The following is a 15,017-nucleotide window of genomic DNA, read 5'->3' on the forward strand; positions in this document are numbered from 1 at the left end:
GCTAGACGCCGTACGGGCGGGTCGCGCGGGCCTCGCGGAGGGTTACCGCCCACCAGGTGAGCTGGTGGAGCAGGGCGTCGGCCGCCTGTGCGGCGGGGGCCGGGTCGTGCAGTCGGCCCGTGTCGTCGAAGAGGTTGCCGGCGAGCGGGAAGCTCACCGTTTCGCGCACCGTCGTGGCGTGCAACTCGGCGAAGACCAGCCGCAGTTGCTCGACGGCGCGGAGGCCGCCGGAGATCCCGCCGTACGACACGAAGCCGACCGGCTTGGCCTGCCACTGGCGGTGCAGCAGGTCGATGGCGTGCTTGAGCGGGGCCGGGAAGGAGTGGTTGTACTCCGGGGTGATCACGGCGAACGCGTCCGCCTCGTCGACGCGCTTGGCGTAGGTCTCGAACTCCTCGCTGCCGTAGCGGAGTTCGTAGGGGCGGACGGCGTCCAGGTCGATGACGTCGACGTCGATGTGCGGGTGGCCCTCGGTCTGCCGGGTGAACCAGTTCGCGATGACGGGCGCGAACCGGCCCTCCCGGGTGCTGCTGACGATCACGGCGAGACGGTACGGGTGCTCGGACATGCGGGGCCCTTCATGGAGCGAGGCGGTGAACGGCGGGGTGCCGTTCGGGGGCCGACGCTAGGACCTCATGTTCGCTTGAGGTCAAGCCTGGTGGGCCGTGTGCCGGTGCCTCGCCCCATGGGCGGTGGGTCTGCGCCTCACCTACCGGGCCGTCTGCCGGGTCACTCCGCCCCGAACAGCTTCAGCAGCTCCGCCTTCTCGAACATCCGGGCCGTGTCGATCGCCGACGGGGTACCGGCCGTCGGGTCCGCGCCGTGGGCCACCAGGACCTTGACGACCTCGTCCTCGGCCTTGAACACCGCGCCGGCGAGCGGGGTCTGGCCGCGGTCGTTGGGGCGGTCGGCGTCGGCGCCGCGCTGCAACAGGGCCTCCACGGTGGCGGGGTGGCCGTGGTACGCCGCCAGCATCACGAGCGAGTCGCCCTTGTCGTTCGTCAGGTTGGCCGGGACGCCCGCGTCCACGTAGGCGGCGACGGTGTCGGTGTCGCCGTGCCGCGCGAGATCGAACACCTTGGCCGCGAGCTGCAACACCTCGGGGTCGTGTGCGTGCTCGATCGCCTCGGGCCCCTGCGGCTCGGAATTCGCGTCGCTCATGGTCGCCGGCCTCCTGCTGTCGTGGGTGATGCGTGCGTGCCCTGTCATCGCCACTTTATGCAGGCCATCGCGGTTGCGGCAGCGGGCGCGACAGTTGCCGTGGGCTGGGCGTCGGGGTGGGTGGGGTTTGTCGGTCGCTGTGCGGGTTGCCGGTGGGTGGGCGTCGTGCGCCTACGGGGGGGGGGTGGGTGGTGGGTCGGAGGGGACGCCCGGTAACCCGTCCTCGGCGCGGGCGGCCCTGGTCCCTGAGGTTCGGAACCCCGTTGTTCGCTCCGGGTCCTGCGGGCGGCTCACCGGGCATCCCCTCCGACCGCCGTCCGTGGGCGGCTGTCCCGCCGTACGGATCACCGTTACGGCAGACCCGTACGGCATCCCCTTGGCAGGCAGCTGGTTCGGCCCACCCCAGGATTGGGCGCGGGCGCGTGTGGGGCTGTGACGCGCGGTGTCACCGTCCGGCAGCCGGCAACGGGGGACGGTCGGAGGGGATGTACCGGGGCCCGCCCGCAGGACCGGAGCGAACACCGGGGCACTCAATCGCTCGTACCCGCGTCGCCCGCGCCGATGGGGGCACCTCCCGGCCGAAGGCTGGGGGAGGGCCCCGGTGCGTCCCCTCCGACCCCCGCGGCAACCACAAGCCCCGTACGGCGCAAGCCCCGCAGGGCCCGCACCAAACCCCGAGGCAGCGACCAGATCGCGCCCCAAAGGGGCGCGGGGAACTGCGCGCCCAGCCCCAACCGCACCCGCAGCCGAACGAAACGCCCACAAGCCCAATCGCTCAGAACGCCGCCCGAATCTCCCCCACCCGCGCCCCGCCGCCCAGGAGCGGTGCGTCCGCGAGGCGGGTGAGGATGGGGTCGTCGAGGCCCATGAGGTGGAGGGTACGGGCGAGGACGGGACCGAGGGTGCGGGTGGCGCCGTCGTCGATCTTGAAGGCGAGGGCACGGCCGTCGGGGAGGGCCACGGCCTGGACGGCCTCGGCGCCCATCTTGGAGAGGGTGCCGGGGAGGGCCCGCATCAGCCAGGTGTCGGGGCGGCGGGTACCGGCGACGTACTCCGGGTGGGCCCGCATCGCATCGGCGACCCGTCGCTCGGGGCTGCCGGGCTCGGCCAGGACGAAGTGCCGGAAGGCGCGGGCCAGACCGGTCAGCGACAGCGACAGCAGGGGCGCCCCGCAACCGTCCGTGCCGACATGGGCGACGTCCTCGCCACTCGCGGAGCGCACGCCGTCGGCCACCAGCTGCTGGAGTGGATGGGCCTCGGAGAGGTACGTGTCGAGCGGCCAGCCGTTCCGCGCCGAGGCGGCCAGCATCGCGGCGTGCTTGCCCGAGCAGTTCATGGTGAGGCGGTCGCGGACGTGGCCCGAGGCGAGGTAGGTCTCCGCCTCCTCGGGGTCCAGCGGCAGGTCGGCGGGCGTCTGGAGCTGGTCGGCGGTCAGGCCGTGCTCGGCCAGCATGGTCCGTACGAGGTCGAGGTGGAACGGCTCGCCGGAGTGGCTCGCGGCGGCCAGCGCCAGCCGCTCGCCGGAGAGGTCCAGGCCCGCCCGCAGCACCGCCGCGGCCTGCATCGGCTTGTTCGTGGAGCGGGGGAAGACGGGGGCGGTGACCTCGCCGAGCGTCCAGTCCACGCTGCCGTCGGCGGCGAGCACCACGAGGGAGCCGCGGTGCCGGCCCTCGACGAAGCCGGAGCGGACGACCTCGGCGAGGACGGGGGAGACCGCGGAAGCGGGAGACGCGGGAGACACGGGGGAAAGCGCAGCCGTCGGGGAATCCGGGGACGGCGCGGATTCCGGGCTCGGCTCGGATATCGGGGTGGGCGAGGTCATCGTCGGCCTTCCGGGAGTGGCCCGTGCCCCGGAGGCTTGTGGCCCGGTCAGGACAGCAGGTCGTCTACTTGCGCTTCGCCTTCACGGTACCTGCGGGCGATTTCGGCGCTGCACTCGTCGGTCGTGCGCTGCAGCGACTGACGGCGCCGGGACACCTGCTGTTCGTAGCGGACCAGCCGGCCCATCCCGTCGTGCAGCTCCTGGTCCGTGCGCGCGGTGAGGTCGGACAGCTCCACCTCGCCGAGCATCTCGTCGGCGAGCCGGCGGTACTCCTCGCTGTGCGGCGTACCGAGCGTCACGTGCCGGGCGGAGGAGCGGTGGCGGGACGGCAGGTCCGTCAGGATCTCCGGGAGCCGGTCCAGCAGCGGTGACTGCTCGGCGGACCGGCGGCCGATCTCGGCCCGCAGGATGTCGATCCGGCCCTGCAACAGCCGCCGCAGATAGCTGAGATCGGCCTCTTCCTGCTGGGAGTCACGCCGGAGCACCCGCAGCTCGGGCAGCCCCAGGCCGGACAGGTCGGGGATGGTGGCCGGCAGGCAGTGGTCGCGCTGCTGCGGGGGGCGGGGGTGCTGCGCCTGGCCTGCCTGGAGCATGGGGCCGTCCTCGGTGCCGGGGGGCTCGACGCGAGCCGTCACTGTGGTGGTCGTCAGGGCGCTGGGCGGTGGTGGGGTGGCGGGCGCCGGAGGTGCGGGGTCGGGTGCGGGGGTGGTCGATGTCGTCCGTCCGGTCGGTGTCGTACGGGCGGTTGGTACGGGACCGGGTGTCTGTCCGGCGCCGAGAGTGTTCATGAATCGTTCCGTCCCCTCGTCCGGTGCCGCGTCCTGGGCATGTTGTCCATGAAACGCACCACGTGCACGCATCGTGCCACTCTGGGCGGTCCTTCTGCAGGGCCATGGCACCCGAACGGCCCCCGTGGGGGTACGGCTGTCCGAAGGCGGCTGGCCGCCCGGCATGATGGCGGGTATGCGAGCTGTGGTGCAAAGGGTGGACGGTGCCCGCGTCGAGGTGGCGGGCGAGACGGTCGGGGAGATCGTCGGTGAGGGACTGTGCGTGCTGGTGGGGGTCACGCACGAGGACACCCCGGAGAAGGCGGCGCAGCTCGCCCGCAAGCTGTGGTCGGTGCGGATTCTGGAGGGGGAGAAGTCCTGCTCGGACACCGGGGCGCCGCTGCTCGTGATCAGCCAGTTCACTCTCTACGGTGACGCCCGCAAGGGCCGCCGCCCCACCTGGAACGCCGCCGCACCGGGGCCGGTCGCCGAGCCGCTGGTCGACGAGGTCGTCGCGCAGCTGCGGGCGCTGGGCGCCCAGGTGGAGACCGGCCGCTTCGGTGCGTCCATGAGGGTGTCGCTGACGAACGACGGGCCGTTCACGGTGCTGGTCGAGGTCTGAGACCGGCCCGGCGGCCAGGGCCGGACCAGGCCCCGCCCCGCGCACCAGGGGCCCGCGCCGGAGCCGCGGGCCCCTACGGCTCGACCACGACTACGGCTCGACCACGACCTCCTGCGCGGCGGCCGTGGTGCCCGCCAGCAGCGGCGCGTCCACCGGCACGTTCCGCTTGACCAGGGCGAGCGCGATCGGGCCGAGCTCGTGGTGGCGGGCCGAGGTGGTGAGGAAGCCGAGCTGCCGGCCCTCCTCGCCGTCCGCGGCGAGCCGGACGGGGGTGCCGTGCGGCGGCAGCTGGACCTCGCTGCCGTCCAGGTGCAGGAAGACCAGCCGGCGCGGCGGCTTGCCCAGGTTGTGGACCCGGGCGACGGTCTCCTGGCCGCGGTAGCAGCCCTTCTGGAGGTGGACGGCGGTGCCGATCCAGCCCAGCTCGTGCGGGATGGTGCGGTGGTCGGTCTCCAGGCCCAGCCGGGGACGGTGGGCCTCGACGCGCAGCGCCTCCAGCGCCAGCACACCGATCGCGGGGCCGTGGGAGGCGGCGAAGGACTCCAGACCGGCGCGCGGCAGGAACAGTTCGCGGCCGTGCGCGGTCTCGCGCACCACGGCCTTGTCGGGCACCTCGGCGATGGAGCCGGCCGGCAGGTGGACCACGGCGATCTCGTCGGTGCGGTCGGTGACCTCGACCCGGTAGAAGAACTTCATGCTCTCCAGGTAGGCGATCAGCGCCTCCTGGTTACCGGGCTCGGTGTGCATCCAGGTCGTCTCGCCGTCGTCGACGAGGGAGACCGCGTGCTCGACGTGGCCGTGCGCGGACAGGATCAGCGCCTCGGTGGCCTGGCCGGGCGGCAGGTCGCTGAGGTGCTGGGTGAGCAGCAGATGCAGCCAGCTCAGCCGTTCGGGGCCGGTGACGGTGACCACGCCACGGTGGGAGAGGTCGACGAAGCCGGAGCCGTCGGCGAGGGCGCGCTGCTCCCGGAAGAGGTCGCCGTAGTGCGCGGCGACGCCTTCGTCGGGGGCCTCGGCGGGGACTGCGCCGGGCAGCGAGAGCAGGGGGCTGGCGAGTGAAGGTCGCGGCATGGGCCCAGCCTACGACCCGGGGGCGACCGCCTCAGCCCTCGCCCTCGGTTGCCTTGGCACGGCAGGCCGCACAGCGCCCGAAGATCGCGAAGTGCTTCATGTCGGTCTCGAAGCCGAACTGTTCGCGCAGCATCGCCGTGAACGGCTCGGCCACCGACAGATCCGCCTCGATGACGTCCGTGCAGTCCCGGCAGACCAGGTGCATGTGGTGGTGGCGGTCGGCGAGGTGGTAGGTCGGGGCGCCGTGTCCGAGGTGGGCATGGCTGACCAGGCCCAGCTCCTCCAGGAGCTCCAGGGTCCGGTAGACCGTGGAGATGTTCACCCCGCCCGCCGTCTTGCGCACCTCGGTGAGGATGTCGTCCGGGGTGGCGTGCTCAAGGCTGTCCACAGCCTCCAGCACGAGCTGACGCTGCGGGGTCAGGCGGTATCCGCGCCTGCGGAGGTCGCTCTGCCAGTCGGTGGTCACCACATCGCCAGTGTAGAAGGGCGGGCGCCCGGGTGGTGTCCGTACGGCGCCGGATCAGCCGCCCGCCCGCACCCCGCGCAGGTAGCGGGCCAGGTCGCTGACGGCGCCGGGGTTGCGGGGGCTCTCGACGAGTTCGGCGTAGTCCATGACGTAGATCCGGTGGTGCCTGACCGCAGAGACATGGGCGAGCGGGGCGTACGACATCAGGAACTTCTTCTTCTGCGCGGCGGAGGTGTCGCCGTAGTCGTTGATGACGATCACGTCGGGGTCGCGGGCCACGACGGTCTCCCAGCCGACGGTCGTCCAGGAGTCCTTGAGGTCCCTCATCACGTGGTCGCCGCCGGCCTTGGTGATGATGTCGTGCGGTCCGGCGTACCTGCCGGAGGTGAACGGCTTGTCGCGGCCGTCGTCGTAGAGGAAGACGGAGGGCCTGTCGGCGGGTGCGGGGGCCTTGGCGGCGGCGTCGGCCACCTGCTTCCGGTACTTCCTCACCAGGGCGGCGGCGCGGTCCTCGACGCCGAAGATCTTCCCGAGCGTCGTCAGGTCGGTGTAGAGCGCGTCCAGGGGCGGCATCACCCCGCGGGCGCCGTCCCGGCCGTTGTGGCAGGACTCGGTCAGCACATAGCTGCCGATGCCGAGCTTCTTGAGGGAGGCGGGGGTGAGACCGGTGTCCTCACCGAAGCCGTAGTTCCAGCCCGCGAAGACCAGGTCGGCCCGGGCGTCGAGGGCGATCTCCCTGGTCAGCGACTTCTTGGCGAGCCAGGGGACCTTGCCGTACGCGTCCTTCCAGGGGACGTCGCCGAGGTCGCCCTTGTCGTCGGGCATGACATAGCCGGCCATCCGGTCCTCCAGGCCGAGCGCGAACATGATCTCGGTGATGCCGACGTCGTTGGTGACCACGCGGGCGGGCGGCTTGTCGTAGGTGGTGCGGACCCCGCAGTTCTCGACGGTGACGGGGGAGCGGCCGGAGCCCTTGGCGGCCTTCCGGCCGTCGTCGGACACCGTCGCGCCGCAGCCGGTCAGGGCGAGCGCGAGGGCGAGGGCGGTGAGCGGGGCGGCGGTGCGGCGCATGGGCGGGTCCTCAGGAGTCGGCGGGGAGGCGGTCGAACAGCAGCTGGACGGCGCCCGTTTCGGGATGCCGTACGCGGTGGGCGCGGACGCCGAAGACCTCGGCGAGCAGCTCCGGGGTGAGCACGTCGTGCGGCGGGCCCGCGGCGGCGATCCGGCCGTGGGCGAGGACGTACAGCTCGTCGCAGTGCAGGGCGGCCAGATTGAGGTCGTGCAGCGCGGTCAGCACCGTCAGCCCGCACTCCCGCACCAGCGTCAGCACCGCCAACTGCTGGGCGATGTCCAGGTGGTTGGTCGGCTCGTCGAGGACCAGCACCCGCGGGTCCTGGGCCAGCGCGCGGGCGATCAGCACCCGCTGTTTCTCGCCGCCGGACAGGCTGAGGAAGCCGCGCCCGGCCAGGTGGCCGGCGCCGACCCGGGCCAGCGCCCGCGCGCAGTGCCCGTCGTCCGCCGCGCTCGCCCGGCCCGAGCCGCGCTGGTGCGGCAGCCGCCCCATTGCGACGACCTCGGCCACGGTGAAGTCGAACTCGGTGCTCGCCTCCTGGGGCAGCGCGGCCAGCAGCCGGGCGCCGGTGCGCGCGTCCATGGCGTGCAGCTCCGCGCCGTCCAGCCGTACGGTCCCGGCGGCCGGGTGCAGCGCGCGGTAGACGCAGCGCAGCAGGGTCGACTTGCCGCTGCCGTTGGGGCCGACCAGGCCGGCCACCCGGCCGCTGCCGGCCCGCAGCGTGATGTCGTGGACCAGCCGCTGCCCGGCCACCTCCACGGACAGGTCCGTGACGTCCAGCCGCATCAGGCGCCGCCTCCGAAGGTGTAGCCGCGCCGCCGCATCAGCAGGACGAAGCAGGGCACGCCGATGACGGCGGTGAGCACGCCGACCGGCAGTTCGACGGGCGCCAGCAGCACCCGGGAGAGCAGGTCCACCCACACCAGCAGCACCGCGCCGAGCAGCGGGGCGACGGCCAGCACCCGGCGGTGGTCGGCGCCGACCAGCATCCGGGTCACATGCGGCACCATCAGCCCGACGAAACCGATCGCGCCGCTGACCGCGACCACCGCGCCGGTGCCGGCGGCCGCGACGACGAACAGCTCGTGGCGCAGCCGGCGGACGTCCACCCCGAGGGCGGCGGCGGTCTCGTCGCCCATGGCCAGCGCGTTGAGCCGGCCCGCGGAGAGCAGCAGATGGGCCAGCCCGGCGGCCACCGCGGCCGCGGCGATCGGCACCGAGCCCCAGCCGGCCCCGCTCAGGCTCCCGAGCAGCCACATCATCGCCGAGCGGGCCGCCTCGCCGCGGTCGGCGGTGAACACCATCAGGGTGGTGAGGGCGGAGAAGCCGTAGTACATCGCGCTGCCGGTCAGCACCAGACGCAGCGGGGTGAGCCCGTGGGCGGTGCGCGCGGCGGCGTACACCAGGGCCATGGCGAGCAGCGCGGAGACGAACGCCGCCGCCGACAGCGCCCAGACGCCGAGCGCGCCGAGCGCCCCGAAGAGGAGGACGGCGTTGGCGCCGACGGCGGCCCCGGAGGAGATGCCGAGCACGAACGGGTCGGCGAGGGCGTTGCGGACCAGGGCCTGGACGGCCACGCCGAGGGCGGCGAGCCCGGCGCCGACCACGGCCGCCAGCAGGGCCCGCGGGAAACGCAGCTCCCACACGATGGTGTAGGCGGCGACCTCGTCGGACGAGAGGGTGCCGCCGGTCAGCCCGGCACCCAGAGAGCGCAGCACCTCGGCCCAGCTCAGCCCGGCGGCGCCGAGCCCGGTCCCGCACAGCAGCGAGCCGAGCAGGACGGCCGTGAGCACGGCGAGCAGGGGCGGTACGGGCAGCCGTCCGCGGCCCGGCGGCGCGCCGGTCCCGTCGGTCGTCGGGTGCGCGCGGGTGGTCGCCACGGTCGGCCGCCTCGGGGTCGGGCCGCGTCCGTACGTACCAAGGGGCGGCCCGGGTCCGCGAGGGCCGGGCTGCGTCCCCTCGCAGTCCACGGCGAGTTGAGCGGGAAGCTGCGCGCGCCGCGGGCGATCGGGCTCGCGGAAGGGACCTTCCGCCTACCGTTGCGGGTCAGCGCCGGACTTCGACCGGCTTCCCCCGCGGGGCGCTGGTGGGGAGAGCGGGACTCTCCCCGGTGTGGTCACGGGTTGTAGGGCGTGCCGTCCGGACGGAAGAAGGAGACGCCGTCGGGCATGTCCTCGGGCAGGCTCTCCGCCCACTCCTTGAGGTCGGCGACCTTCTTCAGGTGCGCGGACATGTACGGCCGCAGCGGGACGTCCGGGGTGGACTTCTCGCCGACCCACATCAGGTCGCTGTTGACGTATCCGTAGAGCCGCTTGCCGCCGCTGTACGGGCCGGAGGCGCCGGTGCGCGCGATGGCGTCGGTGGCCAGGTCGATCTGCGGCTTCTGGTCGGCCAGCTCGCCGTACCAGACCTCCACCACGCCCTGGTCGCGGCACATCACGATCTCGACCTTGCGGTCCGCGTCGATGCGCCAGAAGCCGGTCTCGGTCTCCAGCGGGCGGACCTTCTTGCCTTCGGCGTCGAGCACCCAGCTGTGCGAGGTGTACTCGAGGAAGTCACGGCCGTCGTGGGTGAAGCTGACCTCCTGCCCGAAGTTGCACTTCTCGGTGCCGGGGAAGTCGGCGACGCCGGCGCCCTCCCAGTTGCCGAGGAGGAAGGCGAGCGGCACCAGGGCCGGGTTCAGGTCGGACGGGATCTCGATCATGAGAGCTCAGACGATCTATAGAGAGGGGGACCGACAGGGGCGCGGGCGGCGCTCCTGCGACGGGTGGTGGGCGAGGGGCTCAGCGCTGGCCCTGGTACAGCTTCTTCCAGGTCAGACCGGCGAACGCGATGACGCCGATGCCGACCAGAACCAGCAGGGTGGTGAAGAATGCCTCAAGCACGAGCGCGCCCCTTGTACGGATGAGGGTGTAACGGACCGCCTGCGAGTCTAGTCGGCGGCGGTGACTGCGGCGCTGTGAGGTCCGCCGCGCCTACTCTGGCCTCATGGCGAAGAAGCTCGTGATCAAGGTGACGGCGGGCGCGGACGCGCCCGAGCGGTGCTCGCAGGCGTTCACGGTGGCGGCGGTGGCGGTGGCCAGCGGCGTCGAGGTGTCCCTGTGGCTGACCGGGGAGTCCGTGTGGTTCGCGCTGCCGGGACGGGCGGCGGACTTCGAGCTGCCGCACGCGGCGCCGCTGCCGGAACTCATCGACGGAATCCGCGCGGGCGGTGGGGCGATCACGGTCTGCACCCAGTGCGCGGCGCGGCGGGACATCGAGCAGAAGGACCTGATCGAGGGGGCCGGGATCGCCGGTGCCCAGGTGTTCGTCAGTGAGATCATGCCGGACGACGTCCAGGCGCTGGTGTACTGAGCGCTCCCGGCGGGGGCCCGCCCGGCCTACTGCGGGTGTCTGTCGTCGCCCCGGTCGTCCAGCTCCCGCCACCAGCGGTCGGACTCCGGGTCGCCGGACTCGTCCCACCAGCGCTCACCGGGCTCGCGGCGGTTGCCGATGACGGCCGCGACCGGCGGGATGACCATGGCGACGACGCACATGCCCACCGCGACCGGGACCGACCACAGCCGCACCACGCCCCAGGCCAGGACGAACAGCAGCAGGCACACACCCATCAGCACGAAGTACCGGCGATGACGGCGCTGTGCGGGCGAACGGCGGTGCGCGTCCATGTCTCCACGGTAAGTCCGCGCGGGGCGGGACAGAAGCCGGGGAGCGGCCCCGGCCGCGCACGGCACGGAGGGCCGCACCCCAGCCAAGGCGTCCAAACCCCTGGGGTGCGGCCCTCCGGCCGTAGGAGGGGCGGCGGCGGTCCGGGTGCCCCGGGAGCGCCGCCACTCCTGCCGCCGTCAGACGGCGATGGCAACCTCCGCCAGGCCGCCCTGCTGGGCGACGACGGTGCGGTCGGCGGTGCCGCCCGGGACGAGGGCGCGCAGCGTCCAGGTGCCCTCGGCCGCGTAGAAGCGGAACTGTCCGGTCGCGGAGGTGGGAACCTCGGCGGTGAACTCGCCGGTGCTGTCCAGGAGTCGGACGTAACCGGTGACGGGCTCGCCGTCGCGGGTCACGCTGCCCTGGATCGTGGTCTCACCGGGCTTGATGGTCGAGGCGTCCGGGCCGCCTGCCTGTGCTCCACACATGGGGGTACTTCCTTGAGGGGTCGGGGGAGAGAAGCGTGCTTGCTTACTTGGCGGCGCCGAGCTCGATCGGGACACCGACGAGCGAGCCGTACTCGGTCCAGGAGCCGTCGTAGTTCTTGACGTTGGTCTGGCCGAGCAGCTCGTGCAGCACGAACCAGGTGAGCGCGGAGCGCTCGCCGATGCGGCAGTAGGCGATGGTGTCCTTGGCCAGGTCGACGGACTCACCCTCGTAGAGGGCCTTGAGCTCGTCGTCCGACTTGAAGGTGCCGTCGTCGTTGGCGTTCTTCGACCACGGGATGTTGCGGGCGCTGGGCACGTGGCCGGGGCGCTGCGACTGCTCCTGCGGGAGGTGCGCCGGGGCGAGCAGCTTGCCGCTGAACTCGTCGGGGGAGCGCACGTCGACCAGGTTGAGGTTGTCGATCGCGGCGACGACGTCGTCCCGGAAGGCGCGGATCGCGGTGTTCTGGGCCTTGGCCTTGTAGTCGGTGGCCGGGCGCTGGGGAACCTCGGAGCCGTCGACCAGGTCGCGGGAGTCCAGCTCCCACTTCTTGCGGCCGCCGTCGAGGAGCTTGACGCTGCCGTGGCCGTAGAGCTTGAAGTACCAGTAGGCGTAGGAGGCGAACCAGTTGTTGTTGCCGCCGTAGAGGACGACGGTGTCGTCGTTGCCGATGCCCTTGGCGGAGAGCAGCTTCTCGAAGCCGGCCTGGTCGACGAAGTCACGGCGGACCGGGTCCTGGAGGTCCTGCTTCCAGTCGATCCGGACGGCGTTCTTGATGTGGTTCTTGTCGTAGGCCGAGGTGTCCTCGTCAACCTCGACGAGAACCACCTTCGGGTCCTCCAGGTGGGCCTCGACCCAGTCGGCGTCTACGAGGACGTCGCTACGGCTCATGATTCTTCTCCTCCGGGGCAGTTACGGGGGGCAGTGGCAGAGTTGCACGCGGGTATGCCGGGTGCGCGCCGTGGAGTTCCGGGCGGCCCGTGTCGTGGGTACGGGGCCGGCATGGCGCTGTGGGGACATACGGAACGGCCAGGGGGCCGGCCGGGCACGGGACACCCCCAGGGGCTGGGGTGCGGAAGGCCCGTCAGGCAGGGCGACAGAGCATGGCGGCGACGCGGCACAGGTCTACTGCCCGCCGCTTCGTCAGGACCGCCCGTCCCCGCGGACGGAGACCGCTCAATGAGCTCTGCATGGCTCCGATCGTAGGGACGCGGAGCGGGGCGTGTCACCGGCGTGTCGCATGGTGAGACGCGTTTGTCCGTAAAGTGGGACGGGAGGGCGCGCGGCGCGCTGCCGTACGGGCTCCGGGCGCCCGTACGCCCGTGGGGGGTCTGGCGTACGGACCGGGCCGTCTCAGGAAATGGACGGCGGGTGGATGCGGCGGCGGACCGGTGGGGCGGCCCGCCGTGCGTGTCCGGTCAGCCGGGGAGCTTGACGTCCCTGCCGGAGGCGGAGATCGACAGGCCCTCGTTCATCAGCACGACCTTGTCCAGTTTCAGGTTGCCGGGCAGCTGGTCCAGCTTCCAGTCGTGGTCGGTCTGGGCCCGCACCTTGCTCTCACAGCCCGGCAGGACCTTGCACATCGTGGGCAGCCCGTCGGCCCGCAGCCGGACGGTGGTGCCGCCCACGATGCTGATGGAGCCGGTCACCTCCAGCGAGCTGAGCAGCGGGACCTTCGGCGCGATCTTGACCTGGCTGCGGCCGTTCTTCTCCCCGCCGTAGCTGATCTTGACGCCGCCGCCCGCCGCCTTCGTCAGGTCGGCATAGGTGATCCGGGCGTTGCCGGTGGCCGAGGCGGCGCTCTCGATGGAGGTGTAGTCGCTGGTCAGCCCGACGTCGTAGAAGTGCGCCGACAGCTGGTCGATGCGCAGCGTGCGCCCCTCGGCACGGGCTTCGAGGCCCCCGAGGTCGGCGTCCACCTCCTGGAGGCTGCGGCCCGCGACCTGGGTCAGGAACGGAAAGCCCTTGATGGCGACGGTCGGGGTCCTGTCCAGCCCCTGGCTGGCCCGGATCTTCTCCGCGGCCTTGTCCTCGGCCAGCCCCACGGCCACCCGGTCGGCCGCCACGAACAGTCCCCCGAGTATGACCACGAGGACCACCAGCACACGTAGTGCACGCATCGAACCACTTCCCCCACACTGGGCCGGATTACGGCCGACTCGTCCCGGCAGGCCCCCTGCCTGCGTTCCGGGGGAGCCTAGACGACGGCCTCGGGCAAACGGGAGCGGCGGCGGCCGGAACGCACAGGGTGCGCCACCGGCCGCCGCCGCTCCGTCCGGCCGTCGTACGGCCCCGGCGGGCGCTACCCCAGCGTCCGCCCCAGGACGTACACCGCGGGCGCGGCCAGGGCCAGCGGCAGGGCCACCCCGGCCGTCATGTGCACGAAGCGGGACGGGTAGTCGTAGCTGGCCACCCGCAGGCCGATCAGCGCGCAGCCGCCGGCCGCCAGCCCCAGCAGGGCTCCGGCGGCGCCCAGGCCGGTCAGCTGCCCGGCCCCGATGCCGGCGCCCGCCGCGGCCACCAGCGCGATACCGACCGAGGCGACGGGCGGCAGCGGCAGCGCACGGGCCAGCGTGGCCACCGCGACCGCGGCGGCGCCGACCACCACCGCGTGCGGGCTCGCCGCGAGCTGCCCGGCGGCCAGCACCGCGAGCGCGGACGAGGTCAGGCCCGCGGTCAGCGCGTACATCCGCTCGTCGGCGCTGCTGCGGTTGCGCAGCTGGAGGACGAGGACCAGCAGACACCACACCCCGAGGGTGCCGATGCCGACCAGCGGCGCGCTCGCGCGGTCGGTGGCCAGCAGCGCGACATCGGTGGTCAGGCCGCCCAGGAAGGCCAGCGCGATGCCCTGGCGGGCCGGCCACATGCCGTTGAGCCGGAACCAGCCGGCGGCGGTGACGGCCTGGAGCAGCGCCACCGGCACGGCGAGCACCGGACGGGCCAGCGGCGCGGTCAGCGCGAGCAGCAGGGCCAGTCCGGCGGTCAGCGCGGCCGGCTGGATGCCGGGCGGGATGATCGGTGAGCGGCCCTCGGCGCGGGCGCGCTGGTTGGCCGCGAGCGGGGCGCTGGAGACCACCGCGGCGGCCGGTGCGGGCGCGGCGGGCGCCGGGCGGGACTGCTGCGGGTGCCGGCGGGCGGGCGGCTCGTCGGCCGGTGCCGCGGTCTGGTGCTGGGTGGGCAGCGGCGCGGGCTCGGCGTGCGGACCGCGGTAGCCGTCCTGGCCGGGCTGGGGCTGCTGTGGCTGCTGGGACGGCCGGGCGTGCTGCGGCTGCCCGTGCCGGGGCTGCCGGCCGTACGCCTCGTACCCGTACGGGTCCTGCGCGGGCCGGCCGTAGGGGCCGGGGCCCGGCTGCGGCGCGGGCTGCTGCTGCCCGTAGGGGGCTTGGGGCGGCTGCCCGCCGTACGGCGGCTGCCGGTCGTACGGCGGGTGCGCCGCAGCCGGCGGTGCCTGCTGCGGGTACGGGGCCGGCCGGCCGTACGGGTCCTGCTGCCCGTAGGGGTCGTGCTGGGCGTACGGGTCCTGCGGCGCGTACGGACCGTAGGGCTCCTGCGGTGCGTACGGGTCGTGCGGGTCGTGGGAAGGGCGGTGCTGCGGCTGGTGGTCGCTCATGGTCGTCGGCTCATCCTCCCGCGAACGGCGGCAGGACCTCGACGGTGCCGCCGTTCGCCAGCGACACCGCCCCGTGGTCACGGGTGCCGACCGGATCGCCGTCCACCAGGAATGAGCAGCGCAGCAGCACGCGCGCGAACTCGGGGTTCGCGGCATGCGCCGCACGCGCCGCGTCGAGCGCCTCGGCGAGCGTCGCCGCCGTATAGGGCTCCTCTGCCGTGCCGGCGGCGGCCTTGGCCGCGGCCCAGTAGCGCACGGTGCCAGTTGTTGTCACGGCGGCCTCTTCGTCGTGTCG

19 protein-coding genes are annotated in these 15,017 nt (G+C 73.2%); 2 read left to right on the forward strand and 17 right to left on the reverse strand.

What is annotated here, in order from left to right:
- Nucleotide 1: 1 nt before the first annotated feature.
- From ACWC9R_RS18905 to ACWC9R_RS18920, 4 genes are all read right to left on the reverse strand, one after another.
- Nucleotides 2-568 (reverse strand): NADPH-dependent FMN reductase, encoded by a 567-nt coding sequence (locus tag ACWC9R_RS18905; RefSeq protein WP_450732872.1) that lies wholly within the window; start codon nt 566-568, stop codon nt 2-4.
- A 161-nt stretch (nt 569-729) separates the two neighbouring features.
- Nucleotides 730-1,161, reverse strand: coding sequence for an ankyrin repeat domain-containing protein (locus ACWC9R_RS18910; RefSeq protein ID WP_450732874.1), 432 nt, complete (start codon nt 1,159-1,161; stop codon nt 730-732).
- Nucleotides 1,162-1,936: 775 nt separating this feature from the next.
- A complete protein-coding gene (locus tag ACWC9R_RS18915) occupies nt 1,937-2,983 on the reverse strand; it encodes an asparaginase (RefSeq protein WP_450732876.1) in 1,047 nt (348 codons plus the stop codon).
- A gap of 47 nt (nt 2,984-3,030) precedes the next feature.
- Nucleotides 3,031-3,771: an RsiG family protein gene (locus ACWC9R_RS18920; protein ID WP_450732878.1), complete on the reverse strand. Its 741-nt coding sequence runs from the start codon at nt 3,769-3,771 to the stop codon at nt 3,031-3,033.
- Between the two features lie 175 nt (nt 3,772-3,946).
- Between ACWC9R_RS18920 and dtd the strand changes: the two genes are divergently transcribed.
- Nucleotides 3,947-4,372 (forward strand): D-aminoacyl-tRNA deacylase, encoded by a 426-nt coding sequence (dtd, locus tag ACWC9R_RS18925; RefSeq protein WP_450732880.1) that lies wholly within the window; start codon nt 3,947-3,949, stop codon nt 4,370-4,372.
- 90 nt (nt 4,373-4,462) lie between these two features.
- On the opposite strand, the gene ygfZ is transcribed toward dtd, so the two are convergent.
- The 6 genes from ygfZ to ACWC9R_RS18955 form a co-directional block, all read right to left on the reverse strand.
- The gene (gene ygfZ, locus ACWC9R_RS18930) at nt 4,463-5,443 is read right to left on the reverse strand and encodes a CAF17-like 4Fe-4S cluster assembly/insertion protein YgfZ (protein ID WP_450732882.1); all 981 of its coding nucleotides are present in this window, start codon (nt 5,441-5,443) and stop codon (nt 4,463-4,465) included.
- A 31-nt stretch (nt 5,444-5,474) separates the two neighbouring features.
- On the reverse strand, nt 5,475-5,912 hold the full coding sequence (locus ACWC9R_RS18935; protein ID WP_450732883.1) for a Fur family transcriptional regulator: 438 nt from the start codon (nt 5,910-5,912) through the stop codon (nt 5,475-5,477).
- A gap of 51 nt (nt 5,913-5,963) precedes the next feature.
- On the reverse strand, nt 5,964-6,980 hold the full coding sequence (locus ACWC9R_RS18940; protein ID WP_450732885.1) for an ABC transporter substrate-binding protein: 1,017 nt from the start codon (nt 6,978-6,980) through the stop codon (nt 5,964-5,966).
- Nucleotides 6,981-6,990: 10 nt separating this feature from the next.
- Nucleotides 6,991-7,767: an ABC transporter ATP-binding protein gene (locus ACWC9R_RS18945; RefSeq protein WP_450732887.1), complete on the reverse strand. Its 777-nt coding sequence runs from the start codon at nt 7,765-7,767 to the stop codon at nt 6,991-6,993.
- Nucleotides 7,767-8,861, reverse strand: coding sequence for a FecCD family ABC transporter permease (locus ACWC9R_RS18950; RefSeq protein ID WP_450732889.1), 1,095 nt, complete (start codon nt 8,859-8,861; stop codon nt 7,767-7,769). The genes ACWC9R_RS18945 and ACWC9R_RS18950 overlap by 1 nt, the downstream gene beginning before the upstream one ends.
- Nucleotides 8,862-9,097: 236 nt before the next feature.
- Nucleotides 9,098-9,685 carry an FABP family protein gene (locus tag ACWC9R_RS18955; protein ID WP_362613635.1) on the reverse strand — a complete coding sequence of 196 codons (588 nt, stop codon included), beginning with the start codon at nt 9,683-9,685 and terminating at the stop codon, nt 9,098-9,100.
- A gap of 284 nt (nt 9,686-9,969) precedes the next feature.
- Here ACWC9R_RS18955 and ACWC9R_RS18960 point away from each other — a divergent pair, with 284 nt between their 5' ends.
- Nucleotides 9,970-10,335 carry a DsrE family protein gene (locus tag ACWC9R_RS18960; protein WP_393907676.1) on the forward strand — a complete coding sequence of 122 codons (366 nt, stop codon included), beginning with the start codon at nt 9,970-9,972 and terminating at the stop codon, nt 10,333-10,335.
- Nucleotides 10,336-10,361: 26 nt separating this feature from the next.
- Here the strand turns inward: ACWC9R_RS18960 and ACWC9R_RS18965 are convergent, their stop codons facing one another.
- From ACWC9R_RS18965 to ACWC9R_RS18995, 7 genes are all read right to left on the reverse strand, one after another.
- Nucleotides 10,362-10,649, reverse strand: coding sequence for a DUF3099 domain-containing protein (locus tag ACWC9R_RS18965; RefSeq protein WP_362613638.1), 288 nt, complete (start codon nt 10,647-10,649; stop codon nt 10,362-10,364).
- Nucleotides 10,650-10,826: 177 nt separating this feature from the next.
- Nucleotides 10,827-11,114 (reverse strand): DUF1416 domain-containing protein, encoded by a 288-nt coding sequence (locus tag ACWC9R_RS18970; RefSeq protein ID WP_030085405.1) that lies wholly within the window; start codon nt 11,112-11,114, stop codon nt 10,827-10,829.
- A 43-nt stretch (nt 11,115-11,157) separates the two neighbouring features.
- Nucleotides 11,158-12,003, reverse strand: a complete 846-nt coding sequence (locus ACWC9R_RS18975) for a sulfurtransferase (protein ID WP_450732892.1) — start codon at nt 12,001-12,003, stop codon at nt 11,158-11,160.
- Nucleotides 12,004-12,196: 193 nt separating this feature from the next.
- Nucleotides 12,197-12,304, reverse strand: coding sequence for a putative leader peptide (locus ACWC9R_RS18980; protein WP_360054210.1), 108 nt, complete (start codon nt 12,302-12,304; stop codon nt 12,197-12,199).
- A gap of 226 nt (nt 12,305-12,530) precedes the next feature.
- Complete coding sequence (locus tag ACWC9R_RS18985; RefSeq protein ID WP_450732894.1) at nt 12,531-13,232, reverse strand: LmeA family phospholipid-binding protein; 702 nt, start codon at nt 13,230-13,232, stop codon at nt 12,531-12,533.
- Nucleotides 13,233-13,414: 182 nt separating this feature from the next.
- Nucleotides 13,415-14,722, reverse strand: a complete 1,308-nt coding sequence (locus ACWC9R_RS18990; protein WP_450732896.1) for a hypothetical protein — start codon at nt 14,720-14,722, stop codon at nt 13,415-13,417.
- A gap of 10 nt (nt 14,723-14,732) precedes the next feature.
- Entirely contained in the window at nt 14,733-14,978 is a 246-nt protein-coding gene (locus ACWC9R_RS18995) for a MoaD/ThiS family protein (RefSeq protein WP_362613651.1), read from the reverse strand.
- Nucleotides 14,979-15,017 lie beyond the last annotated feature (39 nt).

It is taken from the genome of Streptomyces sp. NPDC001219 (genome assembly GCF_053597915.1).

Bases quoted from the DNA above. Each gene is read 5' to 3' on its own strand.
- ACWC9R_RS18905 (WP_450732872.1), bottom strand. From the start codon at position 568: ATGTCCGAGCACCCGTACCGTCTCGCCGTGATCGTCAGCAGCACCCGG.
- ACWC9R_RS18910 (WP_450732874.1), bottom strand. From the start codon at position 1,161: ATGAGCGACGCGAATTCCGAGCCGCAGGGGCCCGAGGCGATCGAGCAC.
- ACWC9R_RS18915 (WP_450732876.1), bottom strand. From the start codon at position 2,983: ATGACCTCGCCCACCCCGATATCCGAGCCGAGCCCGGAATCCGCGCCG.
- ACWC9R_RS18920 (WP_450732878.1), bottom strand. From the start codon at position 3,771: ATGAACACTCTCGGCGCCGGACAGACACCCGGTCCCGTACCAACCGCC.
- dtd (WP_450732880.1), top strand. From the start codon at position 3,947: ATGCGAGCTGTGGTGCAAAGGGTGGACGGTGCCCGCGTCGAGGTGGCG.
- ygfZ (WP_450732882.1), bottom strand. From the start codon at position 5,443: ATGCCGCGACCTTCACTCGCCAGCCCCCTGCTCTCGCTGCCCGGCGCA.
- ACWC9R_RS18940 (WP_450732885.1), bottom strand. From the start codon at position 6,980: ATGCGCCGCACCGCCGCCCCGCTCACCGCCCTCGCCCTCGCGCTCGCC.
- ACWC9R_RS18945 (WP_450732887.1), bottom strand. From the start codon at position 7,767: ATGCGGCTGGACGTCACGGACCTGTCCGTGGAGGTGGCCGGGCAGCGG.
- ACWC9R_RS18955 (WP_362613635.1), bottom strand. From the start codon at position 9,685: ATGATCGAGATCCCGTCCGACCTGAACCCGGCCCTGGTGCCGCTCGCC.
- ACWC9R_RS18960 (WP_393907676.1), top strand. From the start codon at position 9,970: ATGGCGAAGAAGCTCGTGATCAAGGTGACGGCGGGCGCGGACGCGCCC.
- ACWC9R_RS18965 (WP_362613638.1), bottom strand. From the start codon at position 10,649: ATGGACGCGCACCGCCGTTCGCCCGCACAGCGCCGTCATCGCCGGTAC.
- ACWC9R_RS18970 (WP_030085405.1), bottom strand. From the start codon at position 11,114: ATGTGTGGAGCACAGGCAGGCGGCCCGGACGCCTCGACCATCAAGCCC.
- ACWC9R_RS18975 (WP_450732892.1), bottom strand. From the start codon at position 12,003: ATGAGCCGTAGCGACGTCCTCGTAGACGCCGACTGGGTCGAGGCCCAC.
- ACWC9R_RS18980 (WP_360054210.1), bottom strand. From the start codon at position 12,304: ATGCAGAGCTCATTGAGCGGTCTCCGTCCGCGGGGACGGGCGGTCCTG.
- ACWC9R_RS18985 (WP_450732894.1), bottom strand. From the start codon at position 13,232: ATGCGTGCACTACGTGTGCTGGTGGTCCTCGTGGTCATACTCGGGGGA.
- ACWC9R_RS18990 (WP_450732896.1), bottom strand. From the start codon at position 14,722: ATGAGCGACCACCAGCCGCAGCACCGCCCTTCCCACGACCCGCACGAC.